Here is a 20854-nt window from a genome sequence, read left to right as displayed (position 1 = left end):
TGCTTGAACGGCCTAGACTGGATTGAAGAGCATTGGACCAAAGCGGGCGCGCGCGGAGACCCTAAAGAAGTGCGCCAAACGACCGCTAAACATGAAGCAGGAGCCTGAGCTTCGATGCAGGACCAACGGGCGGCGATGCAGCGCGAATTGCTTGCCGCCACGTCACGCGGTTTTCACAATCGACTCGTAGCTTAGGCGGATTTCGAACAGCCAGGGCGCGCGCACGCACCGGCGCATGGAGTACGCCCTATGTCATCACTGATGGAATTTCCCACACCGTCTGCTGCGGCATCGCCGTCATCCGGCAACGAGCCCGTCTGGATCGTTCCGTTGCATGATCATCCTCCTTATGGTTCCGTACGCCTGAAACGCGTCTTCAACACGGACGGCACGCGGCATCAGGTCGTGCTGGTTGATGCGCGCAAACTGATTGCCTGCGCGGATCGCGACGAGACCGACTATGTGCTGCGTCCCGTGCACGAATGGCATCAGGGCAAGATGCGTGGCATCCGCGAATTCCTCGATCCGTCGAATGCGCGCATTCCGCAGATGCCCTACGTGACGATCACGACGCGTCGTGCGCCCGGACTTCTCGGCCTGTTGAGACTCGAGCACGAGGGCGTGGTCACGTTTCGCAACGGGCAGCATCGCGCGCGCTACATGCTGGCGGCGGGCGCCGTGTGGTTCCCCGTCGAAGTGCACGAGCGCGAGGCCGCGCTGCTGCGTCAATACTGCGGCGCGCCCGATGATGCACGCACCGCTTTGCGGCCCGGCCCGAACAGCGCGGGCGCGTTGCCGCGCAACTGAACGTAGCGCAATGCGGGCGGGCGGACGACGGCCCGCATTGCGCTTTAACCACTCGCCGGCGGCGCTTCGACGACATTGCGCGGCGTGCCGTCGCGCCATGCCTCGACATTGGCCAGTGTGGTCTGCGCGATCTCGGACATCGCCTCGCGCGTGAAAAACGCCTGATGCGCGGTCACGATCACATTGGGAAACATCAACAGACGCGCGAGCACGTCGTCCTGCAGCGGCAGATTCGAATGATCCTCGAAGAAGATGCCGCCTTCTTCCTCATACACGTCGAGCCCGAGATGTCCCAACTGGCCGCTCTTGAGCGCGCCGACCAGCGCATTGCTTTCGACGAGCCCGCCGCGCCCCGTGTTGATCAGCATCGCGCCGCGCTTCATCTTCGCGAGCGCGCGGCTGTCGATCAGGTGATACGTCGACGGCAGCAGCGGGCAATGCAGGCTCACCACATCCGAATCCGCGAGCAGCGTATCAAGCGGCACGTAGCGTCCGCCGAGCGCGAGCAGCTCCGTCGCGGGCGGGCCGGGATCGTGCGCGAGCACCTGCATGCCGAAGCCCGCCATGATGCGCGCGAAGCAGCGGCCGATGGTGCCCGTGCCGATCACGCCGACCGTCTTGCCGTGCAGGTCGAAGCCGAGCAGCCCGTTCAGCGAGAAATCGCCCTCGCGCGTGCGGGCGACGGCGCGCGCCAGCTTCCGGTTCAGCGCGAGGATCAGCCCGACTGCGTGCTCGGCCACCGCGTACGGTGAATAGGCGGGCACTCTGACCACCGCGATGCCGAGCCGCTGCGCGGCCGCGAGATCGACGTGATTGAAGCCCGCCGAGCGCAGCGCGATGAGCCGCGTGCCGCCCGCATGCAGGCGTTCGAGCGTCGCGGCGTCGACGGTGTCGTTGACGAACGGGCACACCACGTCATAGCCTTCGGCGAGCGCGGCCGTGTCCGCTTCGAGATGCGACTCGTGGAAGTGCAGCTCGTACTGGAAAGCGGCGTTCGCTTCCGTGAACGTCTCGACGTCGTATTGCCGGCTGCTGAACAGGATCATGCGCATGGTCACTGGCCTCCCGTGGGTCGCGATCGGAACCTGGGCAACTGCGCGCGGCTCATGAAGCGTGCCGCGCGATATGCAGGTCGTGCGCGACGATCGCATGCGCGCCGGCGGGAATCTCCGACGGCGCGCAACCCGCGTGTTCGAGCGTGTAGTCGACGAACGCGCGCGTCTTGACGGGCAAATGCCGGCGACGCGGATAGACGAGCGAGACCTTCGCCTGCGATTCGTCGACTGTATAGCCCGGCATGATGCGCTTCAGTGCGCCCGTTGCGAAGTCATCGGCCACGAGGGATTCCGGCAGCACCGCGATGCCCATCCCCGCGAGCGCCGCAAGCCGCACGAGCAATGCGCTGTTGACCGTGTAGGCAGGATCGAGCGCGACGGGTTGCGTATCGCCTTCGCTGCCGACGAAATGCCAGACGGTCGGAGCGCGCTGGTCGGAGGGCGTCGAGATGCACGCATGCAGCGCGAGCTGCCCGGGATGGCGCGGCTCTTCGCGCGCCGCCAGATATGACGGCGCGGCGCATGGCACGAGGCGCTGGGTCGCGAAGGACAGCTCGACGCTGTCGGTGTCCGGGGCCGCGCCCGCCGGCGCAGGGCCGGCGACGAACAGGCCGGCGTCGTAGCCGTCTTCGATCAGGTGCGCCGAGCGCTCGGCGAGCGTCAGGCGGATGCGCACCTTCGGGTAGCGCCGGCGGTAGCCGTCGAGCAGTTGCGTGAGCGACTGCGGCGACAGCGCACCCGATGCGACGACGCGCAGCGTGCCGCCCGGCTCGCGCTCGGTGCCCGCCACGGAACCTTCCAGATGATCGAGCTCTTCGAGCAGCCCGCGGCAGCCTTCCAGATAGTGCGTGCCTGCCTCCGTCAGCGACAGGTTGCGCGTGGTGCGATTGATGAGGCGCGCGTGCAGATGCGCCTCCAGCGTGGCGATCGAACGCGTGACGAGCGCATTCGACACTTTGAGTTGCTGGGCCGCCCGCCTGAAGCTCTGCGTTTCGGCGACCCGGACAAAGACCCGCATTGCGTAGATCTGATTCATGTTGGCGCCCTCGTGGTGCGCGGTGCCGCCGCGCGTCGTTAGCCCGGCTGTGGCCTGCGGCAGGGAGCGCTGCGTTGGCCTTGGCGGGTGTCAAACCGGCAGATTGCGAATGATCTCCGGCCCTCGAATCTTGCAGATCCGGCTCAAAAATAATATTGACAGTCGCTGAGGATTACAATATTTATGAAAACGATGACGCTATTTCGCGAATGTAAAAAGGCCATTTTCCTGTCATTTTACGAAATCCTGCTTGTCATTTCGCAAGATTCAAAAACACGGACATAAAAAACATCGGACGAAACCCCGCCGTGTTCACTGTTGTTGGACAATTTCGCGGGAGAACGATGTCTGTCAACGAAATCAACACCAGCTGATTCCCGGCTGCTCGACGAACACGCCGCCCCGATATGACGCCAATGTGTCCGCGCGGCGCAATACATTCCGTTTCGAATGACGCCGGTTAATCCGTCGATTAGCTGCGCGCGCTTTCATTAATCGCGATTTAATCTCGCGCGGATAATCGCGCGCCGAATCTTCTTAAAAAGATTCATACAACGATCCGCTTTGCGGGAAATCCGGACATGGTTGCCGAATTGCTTAAGTCTCCGCCGGAGATTGCGCTGTTCGCGAGTCTTGCGCCCGGATACCTGATTGGCGCGTTCAAGATCGGACCCATCCAGTTGGGCGGCGTGTGCGGCACGTTGATCGTGTCGTTGCTGCTCGGCCAAACGGGCGCGCGCGTCGCGCCCGACCTGAAGAACATTGCGTTCGCGCTGTTCATCTTCGCGCCCGGCTTTACGGGGGGCGCAGTTCTTCGCCAACATCGGGCGCGGATGGCGCTACGGGCTGTTGTCCATCGTCGAGATCGTCTCAGTGCTGACGCTCGTGATGGTCGCCGTCGTCCTGCTGCACCATCTGATCAAGGCGGGCGATACCATCGCGCTCGGCTGCCCGATCTTTACGCCGTACATCGAGATACCGACGCTCAACGACTACGAACTGAACGTCGTCAACCTGGACGCCGACGTCGAGAACAACTGGCAGTACTCGAAAGCGGAACTCGACAAGCTGCGCGACCCGAAGGTGAAGGTGTTCTTCCTCGTGAATCCGAGCAATCCGCCTTCCGTGAAGATCAGCGACGAGAGCCTCGAATACGTTACGGAAATCGTCAAGGAGCGCCCGGACCTGGTCCTGCTCACCGACGACGTCTACGGCACGTTCGCCGACGACTTCGTGTCGCTGTTCGCGCTCGCGCCGAAGAACACGATTCTCGTGTACTCGTATTCGAAGTATTTCGGTGCGACGGGCTGGCGTCTCGGCACGATCGCGACGCACAAGGACAACCTTCTCGACAAGCTGATCGCGGAGCTGCCGAAGGACACGAAGAAAATCCTGCACAAGCGCTACGAGTCGATCATGACGGAGCCGGACAAGCTGAAGTTCATCGACCGGCTGGTCGCCGACAGCCGCACCGTCGCGCTCGATCACACGGCGGGCCCGTCGGCGCCGCAACAGGTGCAGATGGTGCTGTTCTCGCTGTTCTCGCTGATGGAGACGCCGGACGCCTACAAGAACGCATTGAAGCGCCTGATCCGCTCCGCAAGCGCGCGCTGTTCGAGGAAATCGGCATGGCGTTCGACGAGAAGGACGCGAACCAGGTCGACTACTACACGATCATCGACATGGAGTATTTCGGCGAGCGCGCATATGGCCGCGAGCTCGTCGACTGGCTGTTGAAGCACGCCGAGGCGTCCGCGCTGCTGTTTCGCCTCCCGGCCGATGCGCGCGTCGTGCTGCTGCCGGGCATGGGCTTCGGCACGAAGCATCCGTCGGGGCGCGTGTCGCTGGCATCTCAACGAGTCGGACTATCGGAAGAACGGGCGCGCGATCCGCAAGCTCACGGACGAATACGTCGAGCGCTACAGGAAGGAGACGGGCAAGAAGTTCCAGCGAAAAGAGGTCAAGTGATGGGAGCGCGACTGTGCGAGCGTCGCTGAATCAGTCGGAAAGCTTGCGCAATTGCGCGTATCGGTGAATGATCGAACGACGGTCCGCCGCCCGCAGGTGCTGCTGCGCGTGGCGGGTCGTTTCTGTCAATGCTCACTACCGTTTGATGCGCACCGATCATGACCATTACAACGTCCACCGTCGTTCCTTGTCCTGAAGTCGAATCGCTCGATGCGATTCTTCCCGAAGAACCACTGCTGATGATGGGCGCCGGCCCCGTGCCGATTCCCGCCGCCGTCGCGAAGGCGAATGCGATCGTTATCAACCATCTGGGCAACACGATGGCCAAGGTGGTCGGACAGGTGAAGACGATGGCCCGCTACGTGTTCCAGACGAACTCGAAGTGGGTGCTGGGCGTTGCGGGTCCGGGCTCGGCGGCGATGGAAATGGCGATCTCCAACCTCGCGTGGTCCGGCACGCGCGTGCTGAGCATCAAGAACGGCTTTTTCAGCGCGCGGATGGCCGAGATGGGGCGGCGCGTCGGCGCGGACGTGTCGCTGCTCGAAGTCGCGGACCGTGCGGTCGCGACGCTCGAACAGGTCGAAGAGGCGATTCGCCGCGTGCGTCCTGAGATCGTGACGATCGTGCAGGGCGAGACGTCGAACACTGTCTGGAACTATCACCTGAAGGAGATTGCCGCGCTCGCGAAGAAGGCGGGCGCGCTCGTCATCGTCGATGCCGTGTGCACGCTCTCGACGATGCCGCTCGACATGGACGCATGGGGCATCGATGCCGTGATCACGGGCGGGCAGAAGGGGCTGTCGTCGATTCCGGGCGTGTCGCTGATCGCGTTTTCCGATGCGGCGTGGGAGCGCGTGAAAGGGCGCCGGCAGGCGAGCGCACACTGGTGCCTCGATGCATCGCTCGCCGAGAATTTCTGGCACAACGCGGGCTATCACTATACGGCGCCCGTGTCGGGCGTGCTGGCGCTGCACGAGGCGCTGCGGCTCGTCTGCGCTGAGACGCTGGAGAAGCGCTTCGCGCGCCATTTGAAGTGCTCGCTTGCCTTGCAGGCGGGCATCAGCGCGATGGGCCTCGCGCTGTACGCGCCCGCCGAATGCCGGCTGAACTCAGTGGTCGGTATCGAAGTGCCGACGAAGCAGAAGCCCGGGCTTACGCCGGGCGATATCTGTACGCATATTTCACGTCATCACCAGGTCGAGATTTCGGGATCGTTCGGGTTGCCGATCGTGCGGATCGGGCAGATGGGCGAGCAGGCTCGCGCTCATAATCTGTTTCGAACGCTGCATGCGTTTGGGCGCTCGATGATCGAGCTTGGGGTTCAGGTGGATTTGCCGGCTGGGGTTGCGGCGTTGGAAAGGTCTCTTGCGGGTGGGCGGGAGTAAGGGGAGGGGCTGTGGTTTGGTTTGGTTTGGCGCTGTCGCGGGCATTTGCGAGGCGGTTTGCTTTGCTCCTGCGCGGGCATCCGCGACGTATTCGCTTTGCCCCTACGCTGGCATCCGCGATAGCGCATCGCGGCGCAGGCGTTGCCCCTGTGCGGGGCGGCACCTACTTTCTTTGCCGCGGCAAAGAAAGTAGGCAAAGAAAGCCGCTCACACCTCCAACCATTGACCGTCACCCACGGGCCCTCAACGTCCCCATACTTCTCACGGCAATGCGTTGGCCCACGTTGATTGCCAACGCGCAATTTGAACGCCTCACCCACTTCATGCGCTCGCACAACAGCTAACCATCCCTGATGTTTCAGCGCCTTTTGCGGCAAAAATATGTTGGTTGTCGCGCATCACAGGGCAGCGCCCGCACCGAGCAGGCATGTCGCGCAGCGAAGGTGTCCTGTGTGGCGCGAAGGCACACATAGGTTTGCCGCACAGGGGCGTGGGATATTCGAGGGCGTGGCTTGCAACGCGGGAGCACGATGCGCGTGAGACGTTAGTCAGTGCGCTGGCAACGGACATGGGACAGCGGGTTGCCGCGAGAACTGTGGGGACGTTCGGAGCCCGTGGGTAAAAACAAGCACTGGCGGGGTGAGCGGCTTTCTTTGCTTACTTTCTTTGCCGCGGCAAAGAAAGTAAGTGCCGCCCCGCACAGGGGCAACACCCGCGCCGCGAGGCGCATCGCGGATGCCAGCGAAAGTGGCAAAACACAGGCCAGCGAAGAGGCAAAACAAACCGCATCGCGAAATCGAAATTCGCCCCCAGTGCAAAGGCAAACAAACCTACGCCACGCTCCCCAACCTCTTTCCCAGACTGATCACCTCATCAGCACGGTACCCAAGCGATTCGTAGAAAGCGCGCACATCCGCCTTGGCACTCAACACCTGCAGATTAACCTTCGGGCACCCGCGCCGCGTCAACGCCGACTCCGCATGCCGAACCAGCGCAGCGCCAATTCCGCGACGCCGTTCGGCGAGATCGACAGCAAGCGAATACAACCAGCCGCGATGGCCATCGTAGCCGGCCATCACCGTCCCCACGACGCGCCCATCCCTCACCGCGACGAAGAACAGTTCCGGCTGCGTCGCGAGCTTGTTCGCGATCGACAGATGCGGATCGCGCTGTGGCTTGCTCGTGTCCTTGTACTCCGGAAACGCATCGAGCCACAGTGCAACCACGGCATCCGTGTCGGCGGCGTCGAACGCCCGAATCGACAGCGAATATGCGCCGATCACAGCGAGTCGAGCACCGAACGCAGCATCGCCATCATCTGGTCGATCTCCTGCGTCGTCACGTTCAGCGCGGGCATGAAGCGCAGCAGATTCGGACGCGCCGCATTGAGCAGCAGGCCATCCGGCTGCATCAGACGCGCCTTCTCGACGATCTGGTTGCCGATGTCCTTGCCAAGCAGCAGCGCGCGCAACAGTCCTTCGCCGCGTTCGCCCTCAAAACCGCGCTCCGCCGACAGTTCCAGCAGTTTCGTGCGCAGATACTCGCCGCGAGCCTTAACGCCGTCGAGGAAGCCGGGCGCCGTCAGTTGTGAAATCACCGAGTAGCCGGCCGCCGTCATCAGCGGATTGCCGTTGTATGTGCCGCCCTGGTCGCCTGCTTCGAATACTTCGACATGCTTCTTGCACAGCAGCGCGCCGAGCGGCACACCGCTGCCGATGCCCTTCGCGAGCGTCATCACGTCCGGCTCGATGCCCGACAGCTCGTACGCGAACAGCGTCCCTGCACGGCCGCAGCCGCTTTGCACTTCATCGACGATCAACAGCAGGTTGTGCTTCTTCGTCAGTTCGCGCAGTTGCTGCATGAATTCGCGCGACGCGGGAAGCACGCCGCCTTCGCCCTGGATCGGTTCGAGCATCACGGCGACCGTCTTGTCGTTGATCAGCTTCTCGACAGAAGCGATGTCGTTCAGATCCGCTTTCGGAAAGCCCGGCACCTGCGGCGCGTAGAGCGTGTCCCAACCCGGCTTGCCGCTCGCGGACATCGTCGCGAGCGTGCGGCCGTGGAAGCTGTGATCGAACGTGATGATCTCGTACGCGCCGTTCTTGAACTTCTTGCCGTATTTGCGCGCGAGCTTGATCGCGCCTTCGTTCGCTTCGGCGCCGCTGTTCGTGAAGAACACCTTGTCGAAGCAGCTATGCTGCGTGAGCAGGCCCGCGAGCTTCGCCATCGGCTCGTTGTAGAACGCCGGCGACGGGTTGATCAGCGTGCGCGCCTGGTGCGCGAGCGCTTCGATCACGCCGTCGTTGCAATGGCCAAGGCTGTTCACCGCCCAGCCCTGAATGAAATCCAGATAGCGCTTGCCGTTGTTGTCGTAGAGCCACGAGCCTTTGCCGTGCGTGAAAACGATTTCGGGCCGGTTCGTGATGTACATCAGCGAATCGATCGGATACTCATTGAAATTCATGGCTACAGGCTCCAGGCAAACAGGGATGAAAAACCGCCTCGGACAAAATGGCCCAGCAACGGAGAGAAAGAATAGCGACGGAAAAACAAAAAGCCACGGCATGCCGTGGCTTTCATGATTCGAACAGCGTGCGCCTGATACGCGCGAACCTGTGACGAAGCCAGCGGCGTCCCTAAGGGAGCAGCGAGCGGCGACGTCGAAGTTCGGACAGGATGCGGTTCATGCGCGAAAGAATACGACAACGCCGGCGCCCGTGTAAACCTGCAATTTGCATGTCTTCACGCACTGCCGGCCGATTTTTCGTTCAGACGATGTCGACGCAACGATCAGACGGGGTTCGCCAGATCGGCTGCGCTCGTGAACGAATCCGCATAGAACTCGTCTTCCGGCAGGCGATGATGCTGCGTGAAATCGCGCTGTGCCGACTCGACCATCACGGGCGCGCCGCACGCATACACCTGATACGCCGACAAGTCTGGCAGATCCTCGATGACGGCGCGATGAACGAAGCCAGTGCGGCCCGTCCACGCGTCGCTTGCGTCCGGCTCGGACAGCACGGGCACGAACTTGAAGTTCGGGATCTCGCGCGCCCATTGCTCGGCCAGCTCCATCATGTACAGGTCTTTCTTGCGGCGCGCGCCCCAGTACAGCGTCATCGGGCGCGTGATGTTCTTGAACGCCGCATGTTCGACGATTGCCTTCAGCGGCGCGAAGCCCGTGCCCGATGCGAGCAGGACGATCGGCTTGTCCGACTCTTCGCGCAGGAAGAACGTGCCGAGCGGCGCCTCGAAGCGCAGGATGTCGCGCTCCTTCATCGTGTTGAAGACGTGATCGGTGAACGCGCCGCCCGGCATGTGGCGGATGTGCAGCTCGATCGGGCCTTCCGCGTGCGGCGCGGTCGCCATCGAATAGCTGCGGCGCTTGCCGTCCTTCAGGATGAACTCGAGGTATTGGCCCGCCATGTATTGCAGGCGCTCGTTCGCGGGCAATTGCAGCTTCAGCACGACGACGTCGTCGGCTTTGCGCTCGATTGCGTTCACGCGGCACGGCAGCTTCTTGATCTGCACGTCGCCGATGCCCGTCACTTCGCGGATATCGATTTCGAGGTCGGTGCACGCACTCGCGCAGCAGAAAAGGGCCATGCCGCGCGTCTTCTCGTCATTCGACAGCGCCGACGACGAATGCGCGCGCTGCTCGACTTCACCCGCGACGACCGTGCCCTTGCACGAGCCGCATGCGCCATTCTTGCAGCCGTACGGCAGGCCGATGCCCTGACGAAGGGCGGCTGTCAGCACGGGTTCGTCGGGTTCCACCTGAAACTGCCGGCCGCTTTGCCGGAGCGTTACGTTAAATGCCATAGGTCGTTCAATGTTCGAATACAGAAAGTCGGTAACCAGTGCATGCAGTGGATCGCGGCTACAATGCGTCCACGATGAAAGCGACACGAAATTTGCGCAGACCGCGCGTGCTGATCGTCGGCTGCGGCGATGTCGGCATGCGCTGCGTGCGTCAACTGCAGCGGCGTGCGCGTCTCTATGCGCTCACGCATCACGCCGAGCGCCGCGACGAATTGCGTGCGGCGGGCGTCACGCCGATTGTCGGCGACCTCGACGTGCGCGCGAGTCTGTCTCGTCTTGCAGGTCTCGCGCCGACCGTGCTGCATCTCGCGCCCCCGCAAAAGACAGGTGACGGCGACACGCGTACGCGCGCGCTGCTTGCCGCGCTGACTGCGCCGCGCGCCGGGCATGCCCGCCATCTCGCGACGAACGCGGCAGGGCGGCTCAGGCGCGCGCAGCGCGGCATTCGTGCGCGCAAAGCACCCTCCATTGTACCCGACGGGGGTATGGGGGCCCGACACGCCGGACATGCTGCCCGCGTGTGTGCCCGCATCGTCTACGCGAGCACGACGGGCGTCTATGGCGATTGCGGCGGCGCGTGGCTCGACGAGACGCGTCCCGTCGCGCCCGCCAACGAACGCGCGAAGCGCCGCGTCTCGGCGGAAACGCAACTGCGGCGCGCGGCCGCGCGGCGTGCGGTCACGGCGAGCATCGCGCGCATTCCGGGCATCTACGCGGCCAACCGGCTGCCGCTCGCGCGGCTGGAAAAGCGCACTCCGGCGCTCATCGATGCCGACGACGTCTACACGAATCACATCCATGCGGACGACCTCGCAGCGATCCTGCTGCGTATGGCGGCGCGCGGTCGTCCATCGCGCGTGATCCACGCATCCGACGACACCACGCTGAAAATGGGCGAGTACTTCGACCGTGTGGCGGACGCATTCGGCGTCGAACGGGCGCCGCGCATCACGCGCGACGAGGCGGAACAGCAACTCGGACCGATGATGCTGTCGTTCATGCGCGAATCGCGGCGCCTCGTCAACACGCGGCTCAAGCGTGAGCTGCGCGTGCGATTGCGCTATCCGGAGGTCGACGATTTCTTGCGCACCGCCGCGCATGCGGGGCGAGACGCCGATGCGGCGGGCGGGCGCGGTGACGCGCCTTCTGGACGGGCGAACCCATGACAGGCCGCGCCCGCCAGCGCGTAATCACCGCACGACAGGCACACGACAGGCACACGACAGGCACACGACAGGCACAAGACAGGCACAAGACAGCCACACGACAGGCACAAGACAGCCACACGACAGCCACACGACAGGCAAGCCAGCCGGCCGCGCACACGCGCGGCCACATGAGAAAGCATTAAAAAGCGCGACGGCGACGCGCGTGAAGGTATTAGATCAGAGCCGGCAGCGCTTCGAGCAACACGAAGCAGCAGAATGCGCCGATCAACGCCGCGAGCAGGTTCGGCTCGTACTTGTGCCGCATATGCATGACGGCCAGCGCGCCGCCAATCAGCAACATTGCGAGACCGATGAACGCGACCATCCCGTATGAAATCGCCAGGTTGCCGTAGATGACCATGGCGCCTCCTTGCCTGCTTTGTAATGTTTGTTGATCCGAGTATAGGACGGGCGTTCGGAACAGGCATGCTGCACCGCAGCGTTCTGGAAGGTTTTTGTAGCCGTTTTGTCCGGAATGCAACGTGATCTCAGGCACTTGCAGCACGGCAGCGGCGGCGTTAGTCGTTTACCCGCCCCGTAGCGCTCCGAGGTCGGATTCATCGAGCCATTGCCACGCGCCGGCGGCGAGGTCGGCGGGCAGCGCAAGCCCGCCGATGCGCTCGCGATGCAGCGCCTCCACGCGGTTTCCCGCCGCCGCCACCATGCGCTTCACCTGATGGTACTTGCCTTCGAGCACGGTCAGTTCGAGCGCGTGATCGCCGCGCGCGTGCGCAGCCACGGCCGCGACGGGCTTCGTTTCGCCGTGCAGCAGCACGCCGTCCCGCAAAGCCGTTAGCTGCGCGTCGTCGAGCGGGTGGCGGGTTGTCGCGTGGTAGACCTTCGGCACCTTGCGCTTCGGCGATGTGTACGCGTGAACGAACTGGCCGTCGTCGGAGAGCAGCAGCAGCCCCGTCGTGTCCTGGTCGAGCCGGCCGACGCACTGGACGCCGCGCGTCGCGAATTGCGCGGGCAGCAGGTTGAAGACACTCAGATGATGCTGCGGATCGCGTGAGCACTCGTAACCCGCAGGCTTGTTGAGCACGATGTACGCGCGCTCGCGAAAAGGCCACGCGATGCCGTCGACGGCGAAGGTGAGCGCGTTCGTATCGACATCGGTGTCGGGATCGGCGATCGGCGTGCCGCCGATCGACACCCGTGCGTCCGCAATCAATGCGCGGCACTGGCGGCGCGAGCCGAAACCCTGGGAAAAGAGGACGCTTTCGAGATTCATTGGAGCGGGCGAAGGGGCAGGCACGAGGAGCGCTGCATCAAACGTCGACGGCGTCCTTCGTTGCGAAGGACGCCGTCATCGTGTGCATTTTAACCGCCGCCTTGCATGGCGCCTCGAAGCGAGGCGCCGCGCACCCGTCAATGCGCGCCCGAACGCCTTTCGACGAAGCGCGCGACGTAATCGTCGGCGGGCTTCGTCAGGATCTCGTTCGGCGTGCCTTCCTGCACCAGCGTGCCGTCGCGCAGGATCGCGATGCGGTTGCCGATGCGCAGCGCTTCGTCGAGATCGTGCGTGATGAACACGATCGTCTTGTTGAGCGTCGCCTGCAATTGCAGAAGCTGGTCCTGCATTTCCGTGCGGATCAGCGGATCGAGCGCGGAGAATGCTTCATCCATCAGCAGCACGTCGGTATCGGCGGCGAGCGCGCGCGCAAGGCCCACGCGCTGGCGCATGCCACCCGACAGCTCATCCGGATAATGATCGCCGTACCCATCGAGCCCCACCTTGCTGAGCCACGTTCGCGCCTTCTCGTTCGCCTCGGCCTTGCCTTCGCCGCGCGTGCGCAGCGCATACGCGGTGTTGTCGAGCACGGTCTGATGCGGCAGCAGGCCGAAGTTCTGGAACACCATGCTCACCTTGTAGCGGCGCAGCTCGCGCAGGCCGTGCGCATCGAGCTTGATGACGTCCGAGCCGTCGATGACGATCTCGCCCGCCGTCGGCTCGATCAGCCGGTTGAAGTGGCGCACGAGCGTCGACTTGCCCGAGCCCGACAGCCCCATGATCACGTAGATCTCGCCCGAGCCGATATGCAGGCTCACGTTGTTCAGGCCGACGTTGCAGCCCGTTTGCGCGAGCACTTCGGCCTTGGTTTTGCCGCTCTTCAGCAGGTCGAGCACGCGAGCGTGTCCCGCTTCCGGGCCGAATAGCTTGTACACGTTCTTGACTTCGATCGATGACATGTCCGTGCCCTCCGTCAATCTGCCGCGCGGGTTTCGAGGCTGCGCTGCGCGGCGCTCTCGTTGCCCGTTTCCGCTGCGTCTTGCGCCGGCTCTTCCGTGCGCGCCGCGCGATATGGAATGCGCGACGCCGCCTTCGCCTTGCGACGCTGCGCGACGAGCCGCCGCGTGCGCCGGTCCTGACCGTAGCCCTGGCTGATGCGGTCGATGACGATCGCGAGAATCACGATCGCGATGCCCGCCTGCATGCCCTTGCCGATATCGAGCGTCTGGATGCCTGCGAGCACGTCTTCTCCGAGGCCGCGCGAGCCGATCATCGACGCGATCACGACCATCGACAGCGCCATCATCGTGGTCTGGTTGATACCCGCCATGATGCTCGGCCGCGCGAGCGGCAACTGCACGTTGACGAGCAGCTGCCAGCGCGTCGTGCCGAACGCGCGCGCTGCTTCGACGACGTCGGCATCGACGTGGCGGATGCCGAGATCCGTCAGGCGGATCAGCGGCGGCAACGCGTAGATGATCGTCGCGAGAATCGCGGGCACCTTGCCGAGGCCGAACAGCATCAGCACAGGGATCAGGTACACGAAGCTCGGCAGCGTCTGCATGATGTCGAGCACGGGCAACAGCACGCGGCGCATCCACGGACTGCGCGATGCCCAGATGCCGAGCGGCACGCCGAGCACGACGGACAGCACGGTCGCGACGAGCATCAGCGCGAGCGTCTGCATCAGCTTGTCCCACAGGCCGAAGCAGCCGATCACATAGAGGAGCAGCACGAAGAAGCCGGCAACGCCGAGGCGCCGCGTCGCGTTCAGCGTGAGCAGGCCGACGGCGATCAGGATCGCCCACGCGGGCGTCGCGCGCAGCGCGCCTTCGAGGGGCACCAGCACGTAGCGCAACAGCGCCGTGCTGAAGTCGTGGAAACTGTCGCCGTACGCGGCGACGAACGATTGCACATGGTCGTTCACCCAGTCGGCGATCGACAGATGCAGGAAGATCGAATTCATGATGAAACCCTCCGGTGCTTCATGACGCGTCGTTGGCGATCAGGCGCCTGTCAGCGCGGCCTGGACCTTGTGCGCGACGTCGGTGGGCACCCACGTCTTCCACATTTCCGGATGCTCACGCAGGAACTGCTTCGCCATCGTCTGGCCGTCGATCTTCTTGCTCGTCATCTCGAGGATGGTCTTGTTCAGGAAGTCCATCGGGAAGCTGACTTTCGAGTACGTGTCCATCAGTTGAGGCTCGGCCTGATAGAACGGCGCCGATACGCCGACTTTCAGATGCGACACCAGATAGGACGACGCGCATTGCGACGCGCTGTTGTCCGCGCGCAGCGTGTCCCAGCACTTCTGGTTGAACGGGGGCATCTTCAACTGGACGAACTTGTACTTCGCCATCAGCGCGGCGGGTTCCCAGTAGTAGAAGAGGATCGGCTTGCCGCGCTCGTAGGCCGACGCAATCGCAGCGTCGAGCGCCGCGCCCGTGCCGGGGCGGAAGTCGGTGTACGAGTCGTCGAGATTGAACGTCTTCAGCAGGCGCCGGTTCACGCGCTCGCAATCCCAGCCTGACGGGCAGTTCAGGAAGCGGCCCTTGCCCGGCTCTTCATCGTCTTCGAACACGTTCTTGTACTTCGGCAGATCGTTCACCGACACCAGATTGGGTGCGAGCGGCTTGAGGTTGCGCTTCGGGTCGCCCTTCACGACGTACTCGGGCACGAACCAGCCTTCGTTCGTGCCGCCAGGCAGCGTGTCGCCGAGCAGCTTCACGTGACCATCGGCGACGGCCTTCGCAATGATTTCCGAGCGGCCCGTCCACTGTTCGGACCAGACCTGCAGATCGTCGCGCGACAGGGCCGTTTCGGTGGCGGCCGTGTTGCCCGGCACCGTGTCCGTCTTGCAGCCGTAGCCCTTTTCGGTGATGAAGCGCAGCACTTCCGACGTGAACGATCCGCTTTCCCATGTGACGCCCGCAAAGCGCACGGGCTTGCCGCTCGAACACCAGTTGCCGGCATGAGCGGCGGCGGGCCATAAGGCGCTCGCCGCGAGCGCGACGGTGGCCGCGCGCATCCAGGATTTGATCTGCATGGTTGTCTCCATTTGTGATTGGTTGTTTAGCGTGGGGCGCTGTTGCAGGGCGCCTTGAGAGGCAATGCGGTGCCGGCGTCGTCAACCGTACGTGCTGCGCGCGCTGAGCGTCGCGGCGAGGATGTCTTCGTCGATGGACAGGCCGAGGCCCGGCGCGTCGGACAGTGTGATCCAGCCTTCGCTGTCGATATCGATCGGGTTTCTCAGCATGAAGTCGCGGCGCTCGATCGACCACTCGGGCGGGTCGTACGGGAACTCGATGAACGGCGCATTCGCGGCACCCGCTGTCAGATGCAGGTTCGCGGCGAGCCCGATGCCGTTGCCCCACGTGTGCGGCGTGAAGACCTTGCCGCGCGCCTCGACGGCCTGCACGAGCTTGCGCAGGCCTTCCATGCCGAGCGAGCACACGACGTCCGGCTGGAACACGTCGAGGCAGCCGTGCGCGAGCAACTGGTCGAACTCGTAGCGCTCGCGCGTCATCTCGCCGCCGGCAATGCGCAGCGCGGGCGACACGGCTTTGCGCAGCCGCGCCATGCCATCGTAGTCGCCTCGGTGCAGCGGCTCTTCCATCCAATAGACGTCGTGCTTTTCCAGTTCGCGCGCGACGGCGAGCGCTGCGTCGAAGGTCCACGGCGCGGCCGTGTCCCACGGCATGCGCCAGCCCTGATTGCAATCGACCATCAGTTCGAGCCGGCTGCCGACAGCTTCGCGCACAGCGGCGAGCACCGCGAAATCGTCTTTTAGCTGCGGACGGCCGAAGCGGACCTTCAGCGCCGGAAAGCCACGCTCGGCGACATGCAGCGCCATGCGCGCCATCTCGTCGGGGCGGCGGTGCACGCCGCTCGACGCATACGCGCGAATCCGCCCGTTGCGCCCGCCCGCCATCCGCCAGCACGGCTCGCCACGGATCTTGCCGGCGAGATCCCACAGCGCGATGTCGAGCGGCCACGGGCGGCCGGCATGAAAGCCGATGTTGTCGAGCACGGCGCTATGGCGCGCGAGATCGAGGGGATCAGTGCCGATGAAAAGATGCTGGTAGTCCGCGAAGCCATACATCGCGTCGCCCGAACCGAAGCCGACCCGGCCGGCGTCGTCGTGCACGCGCACGATCGTCGCGGGAAATTTGCGGCGGGGCTGGCTATCCCACGACGCGGGAAAGGGCGGGTCGAGCACCAGCTGGTGGTGCGTCACGTCGATGCGGGTGATCCGGGCCGTCTGTACGGCGGGACTTGCTTCACGATCCATCAGGCGTCTCCTCCTGTAGGTCGGCGCTTTGGCGCGCCATACCGCCGTCTCATATTGCAGATGCCGCATGCGTCGCATGTGCAATGCGTACCGAATGATCTGAGAATGACGCCATGCTATGAAGCCCGTGCGGGCAACTCAATCGCTTCAATAAAAGTAAATGACTGCATCCAATTTCAGGATATGCAGTGCGTATCATCCGAATGACACAACCCAACCGACTTCCGGAGACCGTCGCATCATGGCGATGAATGCCTGGCTGCCAAGGATCGAGGCGGGCAGCGAACCGAAATATCAGGTCATTGCGCGCGCGTTCGCGCAGGCCATCCTAAATGGGCAACTGCCCGCCGGCGAGAAGCTGCCGCCGCACCGGTCGCTCGCAAGCGAGCTGCATGTGACGACGGGCACCATCAGCCGTGCGTATGCCGAACTGGAGCGCCAGGGGCTCGCGAATGCGCGGGTCGGCGACGGCACCTATGTCGCGCAGGCGCGTTCCCGCGAGATGCCGCCCGCCGCCAACGGCTATGCGGCGCTGCGGCCCGGCGCGGCGAGCTCGCCGCCGCTGATCGATCTCGGCCAGAACGTGCCGCAATCGACGGAAGAAGCGGCCGCGCTGTCCGTCACGCTCGCCGACATTGCCACCGACCAGCGCCTCACGGCCGAACTGCTGCAATACGCGCCGGAGGCGGGCTCGATGCGCCATCGCCTCGCGGGCGCCGCGTGGCTCGGCCGCGCGGGCAGTCCGGCGAGCGCCGCGCGCGTGCTCGTCACGCAGGGCGCGCAGCATGCCCTCGCATCGGTGCTGCGGGCCGTCACGCGTCCGGGCGACACGGTGCTCGCCGAGGTGGTGAGCTATCCCGGCATCATTGCGCTCGCGAGGCAACTGCGGCTGCATCTCGTCGGCGTCGAGATCGATCAGGAAGGGCTCGTGCCCGCCGCGCTGGAGCTTGCGTGCAAGTCGCTGCATCCGCGCGCGATCTTCTGCGTGCCGACCATCCACAATCCGACGACGGCGACCATGTCCGCGCAACGGCGAGACGCCGTCGCCGACATCCTGCAGCGGCATGGCGTGCTGCTGATCGAGGACATCGTGCCCGCGATGCTGCTCGAAGCGCCGCCCCAACCGCTCGCGGTGCGGATCCCGGAGCAGGCGTTCCTGATCGCGGGGCTGTCGAAGTCGGTTGCGCCGGGGTTGCGGGTCGGCTATCTGCAGGCGCCGAGCGCCTGGTGCTCGAAGATCGCCGCCGTGATCCGCAGCGACTGCTGGATGACGGCGCCGCTGATGGCCGAGATCGTGTCGCGCTGGATCGAGAGCGGCGAGATGGATCGTCTCAACGCGTTGCAGCGTGCGCGGATCGACGCCGAGCACGAGATCGCGGACGGCGCGCTCGCGGACGTCGCATATCGCCGCGCGCCGACCAGCTCGCATCTGTGGCTGCCGCTGCCCGAGCCGTGGCGCGCGGCCGAGTTCGCAGCGGCGCTGCGCCAGGAGGGCGTGCTCGTCAAGACGGCCGACAGCTTCGTGATCGGCCGCAACGCCGCGCCGCATGCGATTCGTATCTGCATGAGCGGCGCGGCATCGCTCGATGCGCTCGCACGCGGCCTCGCGCTAATCCGCACGACGCTCGATCACGGGCTGGAAAGCGGGATGGCGTCGTCGTACGCGCCTTGAGTCTGGAGGCTTGAGCGTTGCGTCTTGAGGGGCCGTGCGACGCGCGGTCTTCGACGGGAATCACGCGGCAAGAAGCGGAGCGCGCGGGCGGGACGAAACCGTGACGATGAGTTCTTCGATATCGTGTCGCGGAGCCTCCGATGCGCTTTCGCCTTCCCCATTCTGCCGCCCGGCTGCCGGCGTCGTTCCGGCAGCTTGCCTGGTCCAACCTGATCGCGCAGTCCGCCGAGCAGATCAGTCTCGCCGCCGCGCCATTGGTGGCCGTTTTCACGCTCGGCGCTACCGCGCGCGATACCGGGCTGCTGCAAACGGCGCAGACGCTGCCGTTCCTGTTGCTGTCGATCCCGCTCGGCGTCTACGCGGATCGCCGGTCGCGCCGCGTGCTGATGGCCGCCTCGGAGAGCGTGCGCGCGCTCGCGATGGCAGCCGTGCTGCTGCTCATGCTGTCACATGCGCTGACGCTGCCGTTGCTCGCGATCCTCGGTTCTCTCGGCGCGACGGGCACGGTCGCGTACAGCGTCGCCGCGCCCGCGCTCGTGCCCGCCCTCGTTTCGCGCGATGCGCTCGCCGCCGCGAACGGGCGCATCGAGCTGGCGCGCAGCGTCGCGTATTCGGCGGGGCCGGCGTTGGGTGGGCTGCTGGTGGGCTGGATCGGCGCGGGCTGGGCCTATGGGTGCGCAGCGGCGCTGTCGGCGTGCGCTGCCGCGTTGCTGGCCGGTTTGCGCGAGCCGCCGCGCGCTTGCCATGCCGCGCGGCACTTCATGTCCGAGCTGCGCGAAGGCGCGCGCTTCGTGATCGGCGATGCGCTCCTTCGGCCGATGCTCGCGACGGCTGTCTTCTTCAACATCGGCTTTTTCACGCTGCAGGCGGTGTACGTGCCGTACGCGGTGCATCGGCTGGGCCTGAGCGCGTCGGCCGTCGGCGTGACGCTCGGCGCGTACGGCGTCGGCATGGTATGCGGCGCGATCGCGGCACCGTCCGTCGCGCGGCGCGTGAGGTTCGGGCGCACGCTGATGGTCGGGCCGTTTTGCGGATTGGCCGCTTCGCTCGCGATGGTCGCCACGCTCGCCGTGCCGTCGTTCTGGCTCGCGGCAGCGAGCTTCTTCCTGCTGGGCGCGGGCCCGATCCTGTGGACGGTCGGCTCGACGACGCTGCGTCAGGCGATCACGCCCGCCAGCATGATGGGCCGTGTGTCGGCCCTCAACAGCACGGCGACGTACGGCGCGCGGCCGCTCGGCGCGCTGCTGGGCGCGGCGATCAGCGCGCATCTCGGGATGGACGCATGTCTCGTCGCGGCGGCGCTCGGCTTCGCCGTGCAGGCGTCGATCATCGTGATGTCGCCGGCGGCGAGGCTTGCGCGGATTCCCGAAGGCATCGCGGCAATGACGCCATAGCGCCGCCGGGACCGCGCGGCGCATCCGTCACTCCTTGCCGAACTCCTTCGCGGCCCGCGCGATCGCATCGGCCGTTGCGCCTGCATGCGAGACGGGCACCAGATGACTCGACGGCGTCTCGACGATGGTCGCGCCGATCCGGTGCGCCATCCAGCGCTGGATTTCCGGCGACACCGCGCGATCCCGCGACGTCACGATGTACCACGACGGCTTGTATCGCCACGCGGCTTGCGTCACGCGTTCCTCGAACGCCTTGCTCGTGATCGGCTGCTGCGCGGCGACGAGCACGCGCGTCAGGCTTTCGGGCACGTCGGCGGCGAAGTCGCTGTGGTACTTCGCTGGGTCGAGCCAGAGGAAGCCGGTGCTGTCCTTGATCATGCTGGAGCCGGCGGGCATTTGCGGGCCGCGCTTGAGAATATCGACGGATGTTTCGCCGACGTCGGGCGCAATGGCAGCGACGTAGACGAGGCCGATCACTTTCGACGCGTCCGCACCCGAACCCGCTTCCGTGATCACGACGCCGCCCCACGAATGGCCGACCAGCACGGTCGGGCCAGATAGTTGAGCGAGCACCCGTTTGGTCGCGGCGACGTCGTCGGCGAGCGAGGTCAGCGGAATCTGCACCGAGGCGACGTGATAGCCCTTCTGCTGCAGCCGGGCAATCACGCCGTTCCAGCTCGAGCCGTCGACGAACGCGCCGTGCACGAGCACGATGTTCCGCACGGGGCCGCTCGGCGGAACGGCGGCGGTGGGACGGGGTTCGGGAGCGGGGGCTGGGGCGGGCGCCGGGGCAGGCGCGGGCTCTTCGGCGGCGGGTGCCGCTTGCATATCGGGCGCCGGCGCGTCAGGCGAAGGCGCTGCGGACGGCGTGGGTTGCGGCGCCGGTTGTCCCGTTTGCGCATATGCGCCGCAGGCGAAGCAGGCACCAAGGACAACGGCATAAAGCAGATGTTTCGGCGACATGACGACTCCATCGGCAGGACGG

At 65.0% G+C, this 20854-nt stretch carries 17 protein-coding genes and 1 pseudogene; 6 read left to right on the top strand and 12 right to left on the bottom strand.

Going from position 1 to position 20854, the window contains the following annotated elements:
- Positions 1-249 precede the first annotated feature (249 nt).
- Positions 250-807, top strand: coding sequence for a plasmid fertility inhibition factor family protein (locus J8I87_RS25885; RefSeq protein ID WP_209934886.1), 558 nt, complete (start codon positions 250-252; stop codon positions 805-807).
- Between the two features lie 44 nt (positions 808-851).
- On the opposite strand, the gene J8I87_RS25880 is transcribed toward J8I87_RS25885, so the two are convergent.
- Both J8I87_RS25880 and J8I87_RS25875 read right to left on the bottom strand, forming a co-directional pair.
- Positions 852-1859: a 2-hydroxyacid dehydrogenase gene (locus J8I87_RS25880; protein ID WP_209934885.1), complete on the bottom strand. Its 1008-nt coding sequence runs from the start codon at positions 1857-1859 to the stop codon at positions 852-854.
- A 52-nt stretch (positions 1860-1911) separates the two neighbouring features.
- Entirely contained in the window at positions 1912-2898 is a 987-nt protein-coding gene (locus J8I87_RS25875) for a LysR family transcriptional regulator (protein WP_209934883.1), read from the bottom strand.
- 581 nt (positions 2899-3479) lie between these two features.
- On the opposite strand from J8I87_RS25875, the pseudogene J8I87_RS25865 reads away from it, so the two are divergent.
- Positions 3480-4866, top strand: a pseudogene (locus J8I87_RS25865) (bifunctional aspartate transaminase/aspartate 4-decarboxylase).
- Positions 4867-5024: 158 nt separating this feature from the next.
- Positions 5025-6251: an alanine--glyoxylate aminotransferase family protein gene (locus J8I87_RS25860; protein ID WP_209934882.1), complete on the top strand. Its 1227-nt coding sequence runs from the start codon at positions 5025-5027 to the stop codon at positions 6249-6251.
- Between the two features lie 830 nt (positions 6252-7081).
- Here the strand turns inward: J8I87_RS25860 and J8I87_RS25855 are convergent.
- From J8I87_RS25855 to J8I87_RS25845, 3 genes are all read right to left on the bottom strand, one after another.
- Complete coding sequence (locus J8I87_RS25855; RefSeq protein WP_209934881.1) at positions 7082-7534, bottom strand: GNAT family acetyltransferase; 453 nt, start codon at positions 7532-7534, stop codon at positions 7082-7084.
- The gene (locus J8I87_RS25850) at positions 7531-8715 is read right to left on the bottom strand and encodes an acetylornithine transaminase (protein ID WP_209934880.1); all 1185 of its coding nucleotides are present in this window, start codon (positions 8713-8715) and stop codon (positions 7531-7533) included. Before J8I87_RS25850 ends, J8I87_RS25855 begins: the two co-directional genes overlap by 4 nt.
- A 326-nt stretch (positions 8716-9041) precedes the next feature.
- On the bottom strand, positions 9042-10073 hold the full coding sequence (locus tag J8I87_RS25845; protein ID WP_209934879.1) for a CDP-6-deoxy-delta-3,4-glucoseen reductase: 1032 nt from the start codon (positions 10071-10073) through the stop codon (positions 9042-9044).
- Between the two features lie 74 nt (positions 10074-10147).
- On the opposite strand from J8I87_RS25845, the gene J8I87_RS25840 reads away from it, so the two are divergent.
- A complete protein-coding gene (locus tag J8I87_RS25840; protein WP_209934877.1) occupies positions 10148-11239 on the top strand; it encodes a sugar nucleotide-binding protein in 1092 nt (363 codons plus the stop codon).
- A gap of 214 nt (positions 11240-11453) precedes the next feature.
- On the opposite strand, the gene J8I87_RS25835 is transcribed toward J8I87_RS25840, so the two are convergent.
- From J8I87_RS25835 to J8I87_RS25810, 6 genes are all read right to left on the bottom strand, one after another.
- Positions 11454-11642, bottom strand: a complete 189-nt coding sequence (locus tag J8I87_RS25835; RefSeq protein WP_209934876.1) for a hypothetical protein — start codon at positions 11640-11642, stop codon at positions 11454-11456.
- A 165-nt stretch (positions 11643-11807) separates the two neighbouring features.
- Positions 11808-12512: a pseudouridine synthase gene (locus J8I87_RS25830; RefSeq protein ID WP_209934875.1), complete on the bottom strand. Its 705-nt coding sequence runs from the start codon at positions 12510-12512 to the stop codon at positions 11808-11810.
- A gap of 137 nt (positions 12513-12649) precedes the next feature.
- Positions 12650-13471, bottom strand: a complete 822-nt coding sequence (locus J8I87_RS25825; protein WP_209934874.1) for a glycine betaine/L-proline ABC transporter ATP-binding protein — start codon at positions 13469-13471, stop codon at positions 12650-12652.
- 14 nt (positions 13472-13485) lie between these two features.
- Positions 13486-14478 carry a proline/glycine betaine ABC transporter permease gene (locus J8I87_RS25820; protein WP_209934873.1) on the bottom strand — a complete coding sequence of 331 codons (993 nt, stop codon included), beginning with the start codon at positions 14476-14478 and terminating at the stop codon, positions 13486-13488.
- 39 nt (positions 14479-14517) lie between these two features.
- On the bottom strand, positions 14518-15558 hold the full coding sequence (locus J8I87_RS25815; RefSeq protein ID WP_209934871.1) for an ABC transporter substrate-binding protein: 1041 nt from the start codon (positions 15556-15558) through the stop codon (positions 14518-14520).
- An 81-nt stretch (positions 15559-15639) separates the two neighbouring features.
- Positions 15640-16803, bottom strand: a complete 1164-nt coding sequence (locus tag J8I87_RS25810; protein WP_209934870.1) for a mandelate racemase/muconate lactonizing enzyme family protein — start codon at positions 16801-16803, stop codon at positions 15640-15642.
- Between the two features lie 241 nt (positions 16804-17044).
- Between J8I87_RS25810 and J8I87_RS25805 the strand changes: the two genes are divergently transcribed.
- Positions 17045-18475, top strand: coding sequence for a PLP-dependent aminotransferase family protein (locus tag J8I87_RS25805; RefSeq protein WP_209934869.1), 1431 nt, complete (start codon positions 17045-17047; stop codon positions 18473-18475).
- Positions 18476-18615: 140 nt separating this feature from the next.
- Complete coding sequence (locus tag J8I87_RS25800; protein WP_209934867.1) at positions 18616-19869, top strand: MFS transporter; 1254 nt, start codon at positions 18616-18618, stop codon at positions 19867-19869.
- A 27-nt stretch (positions 19870-19896) separates the two neighbouring features.
- On the opposite strand, the gene J8I87_RS25795 is transcribed toward J8I87_RS25800, so the two are convergent.
- Entirely contained in the window at positions 19897-20832 is a 936-nt protein-coding gene (locus J8I87_RS25795) for an alpha/beta fold hydrolase (RefSeq protein WP_209934866.1), read from the bottom strand.
- Positions 20833-20854: the final 22 nt, after the last annotated feature.

Origin of the sequence: Paraburkholderia sp. LEh10, assembly GCF_017814945.1 — a bacterium.
In the GTDB taxonomy this organism is placed as follows: domain Bacteria; phylum Pseudomonadota; class Gammaproteobacteria; order Burkholderiales; family Burkholderiaceae; genus Paraburkholderia.
The sequence above is the reverse complement of the archived record's forward strand: the minus strand, read 5'-3'. Positions and strand labels throughout refer to the sequence as shown.

Excerpts from the sequence above, each read along its gene's own strand:
- J8I87_RS25835 (WP_209934876.1), bottom strand. The coding sequence starts at position 11,642 with ATGGTCATCTACGGCAACCTGGCGATTTCATACGGGATGGTCGCGTTC.
- J8I87_RS25810 (WP_209934870.1), bottom strand. The coding sequence starts at position 16,803 with ATGGATCGTGAAGCAAGTCCCGCCGTACAGACGGCCCGGATCACCCGC.
- J8I87_RS25845 (WP_209934879.1), bottom strand. The coding sequence starts at position 10,073 with ATGGCATTTAACGTAACGCTCCGGCAAAGCGGCCGGCAGTTTCAGGTG.
- J8I87_RS25830 (WP_209934875.1), bottom strand. The coding sequence starts at position 12,512 with ATGAATCTCGAAAGCGTCCTCTTTTCCCAGGGTTTCGGCTCGCGCCGC.
- J8I87_RS25880 (WP_209934885.1), bottom strand. The coding sequence starts at position 1,859 with ATGCGCATGATCCTGTTCAGCAGCCGGCAATACGACGTCGAGACGTTC.
- J8I87_RS25805 (WP_209934869.1), top strand. The coding sequence starts at position 17,045 with ATGGCGATGAATGCCTGGCTGCCAAGGATCGAGGCGGGCAGCGAACCG.
- J8I87_RS25795 (WP_209934866.1), bottom strand. The coding sequence starts at position 20,832 with ATGTCGCCGAAACATCTGCTTTATGCCGTTGTCCTTGGTGCCTGCTTC.
- J8I87_RS25800 (WP_209934867.1), top strand. The coding sequence starts at position 18,616 with ATGCGCTTTCGCCTTCCCCATTCTGCCGCCCGGCTGCCGGCGTCGTTC.
- J8I87_RS25860 (WP_209934882.1), top strand. The coding sequence starts at position 5,025 with ATGACCATTACAACGTCCACCGTCGTTCCTTGTCCTGAAGTCGAATCG.
- J8I87_RS25840 (WP_209934877.1), top strand. The coding sequence starts at position 10,148 with ATGAAAGCGACACGAAATTTGCGCAGACCGCGCGTGCTGATCGTCGGC.
- J8I87_RS25885 (WP_209934886.1), top strand. The coding sequence starts at position 250 with ATGTCATCACTGATGGAATTTCCCACACCGTCTGCTGCGGCATCGCCG.
- J8I87_RS25820 (WP_209934873.1), bottom strand. The coding sequence starts at position 14,478 with ATGAATTCGATCTTCCTGCATCTGTCGATCGCCGACTGGGTGAACGAC.
- J8I87_RS25850 (WP_209934880.1), bottom strand. The coding sequence starts at position 8,715 with ATGAATTTCAATGAGTATCCGATCGATTCGCTGATGTACATCACGAAC.
- J8I87_RS25875 (WP_209934883.1), bottom strand. The coding sequence starts at position 2,898 with ATGAATCAGATCTACGCAATGCGGGTCTTTGTCCGGGTCGCCGAAACG.
- J8I87_RS25815 (WP_209934871.1), bottom strand. The coding sequence starts at position 15,558 with ATGCAGATCAAATCCTGGATGCGCGCGGCCACCGTCGCGCTCGCGGCG.
- J8I87_RS25825 (WP_209934874.1), bottom strand. The coding sequence starts at position 13,471 with ATGTCATCGATCGAAGTCAAGAACGTGTACAAGCTATTCGGCCCGGAA.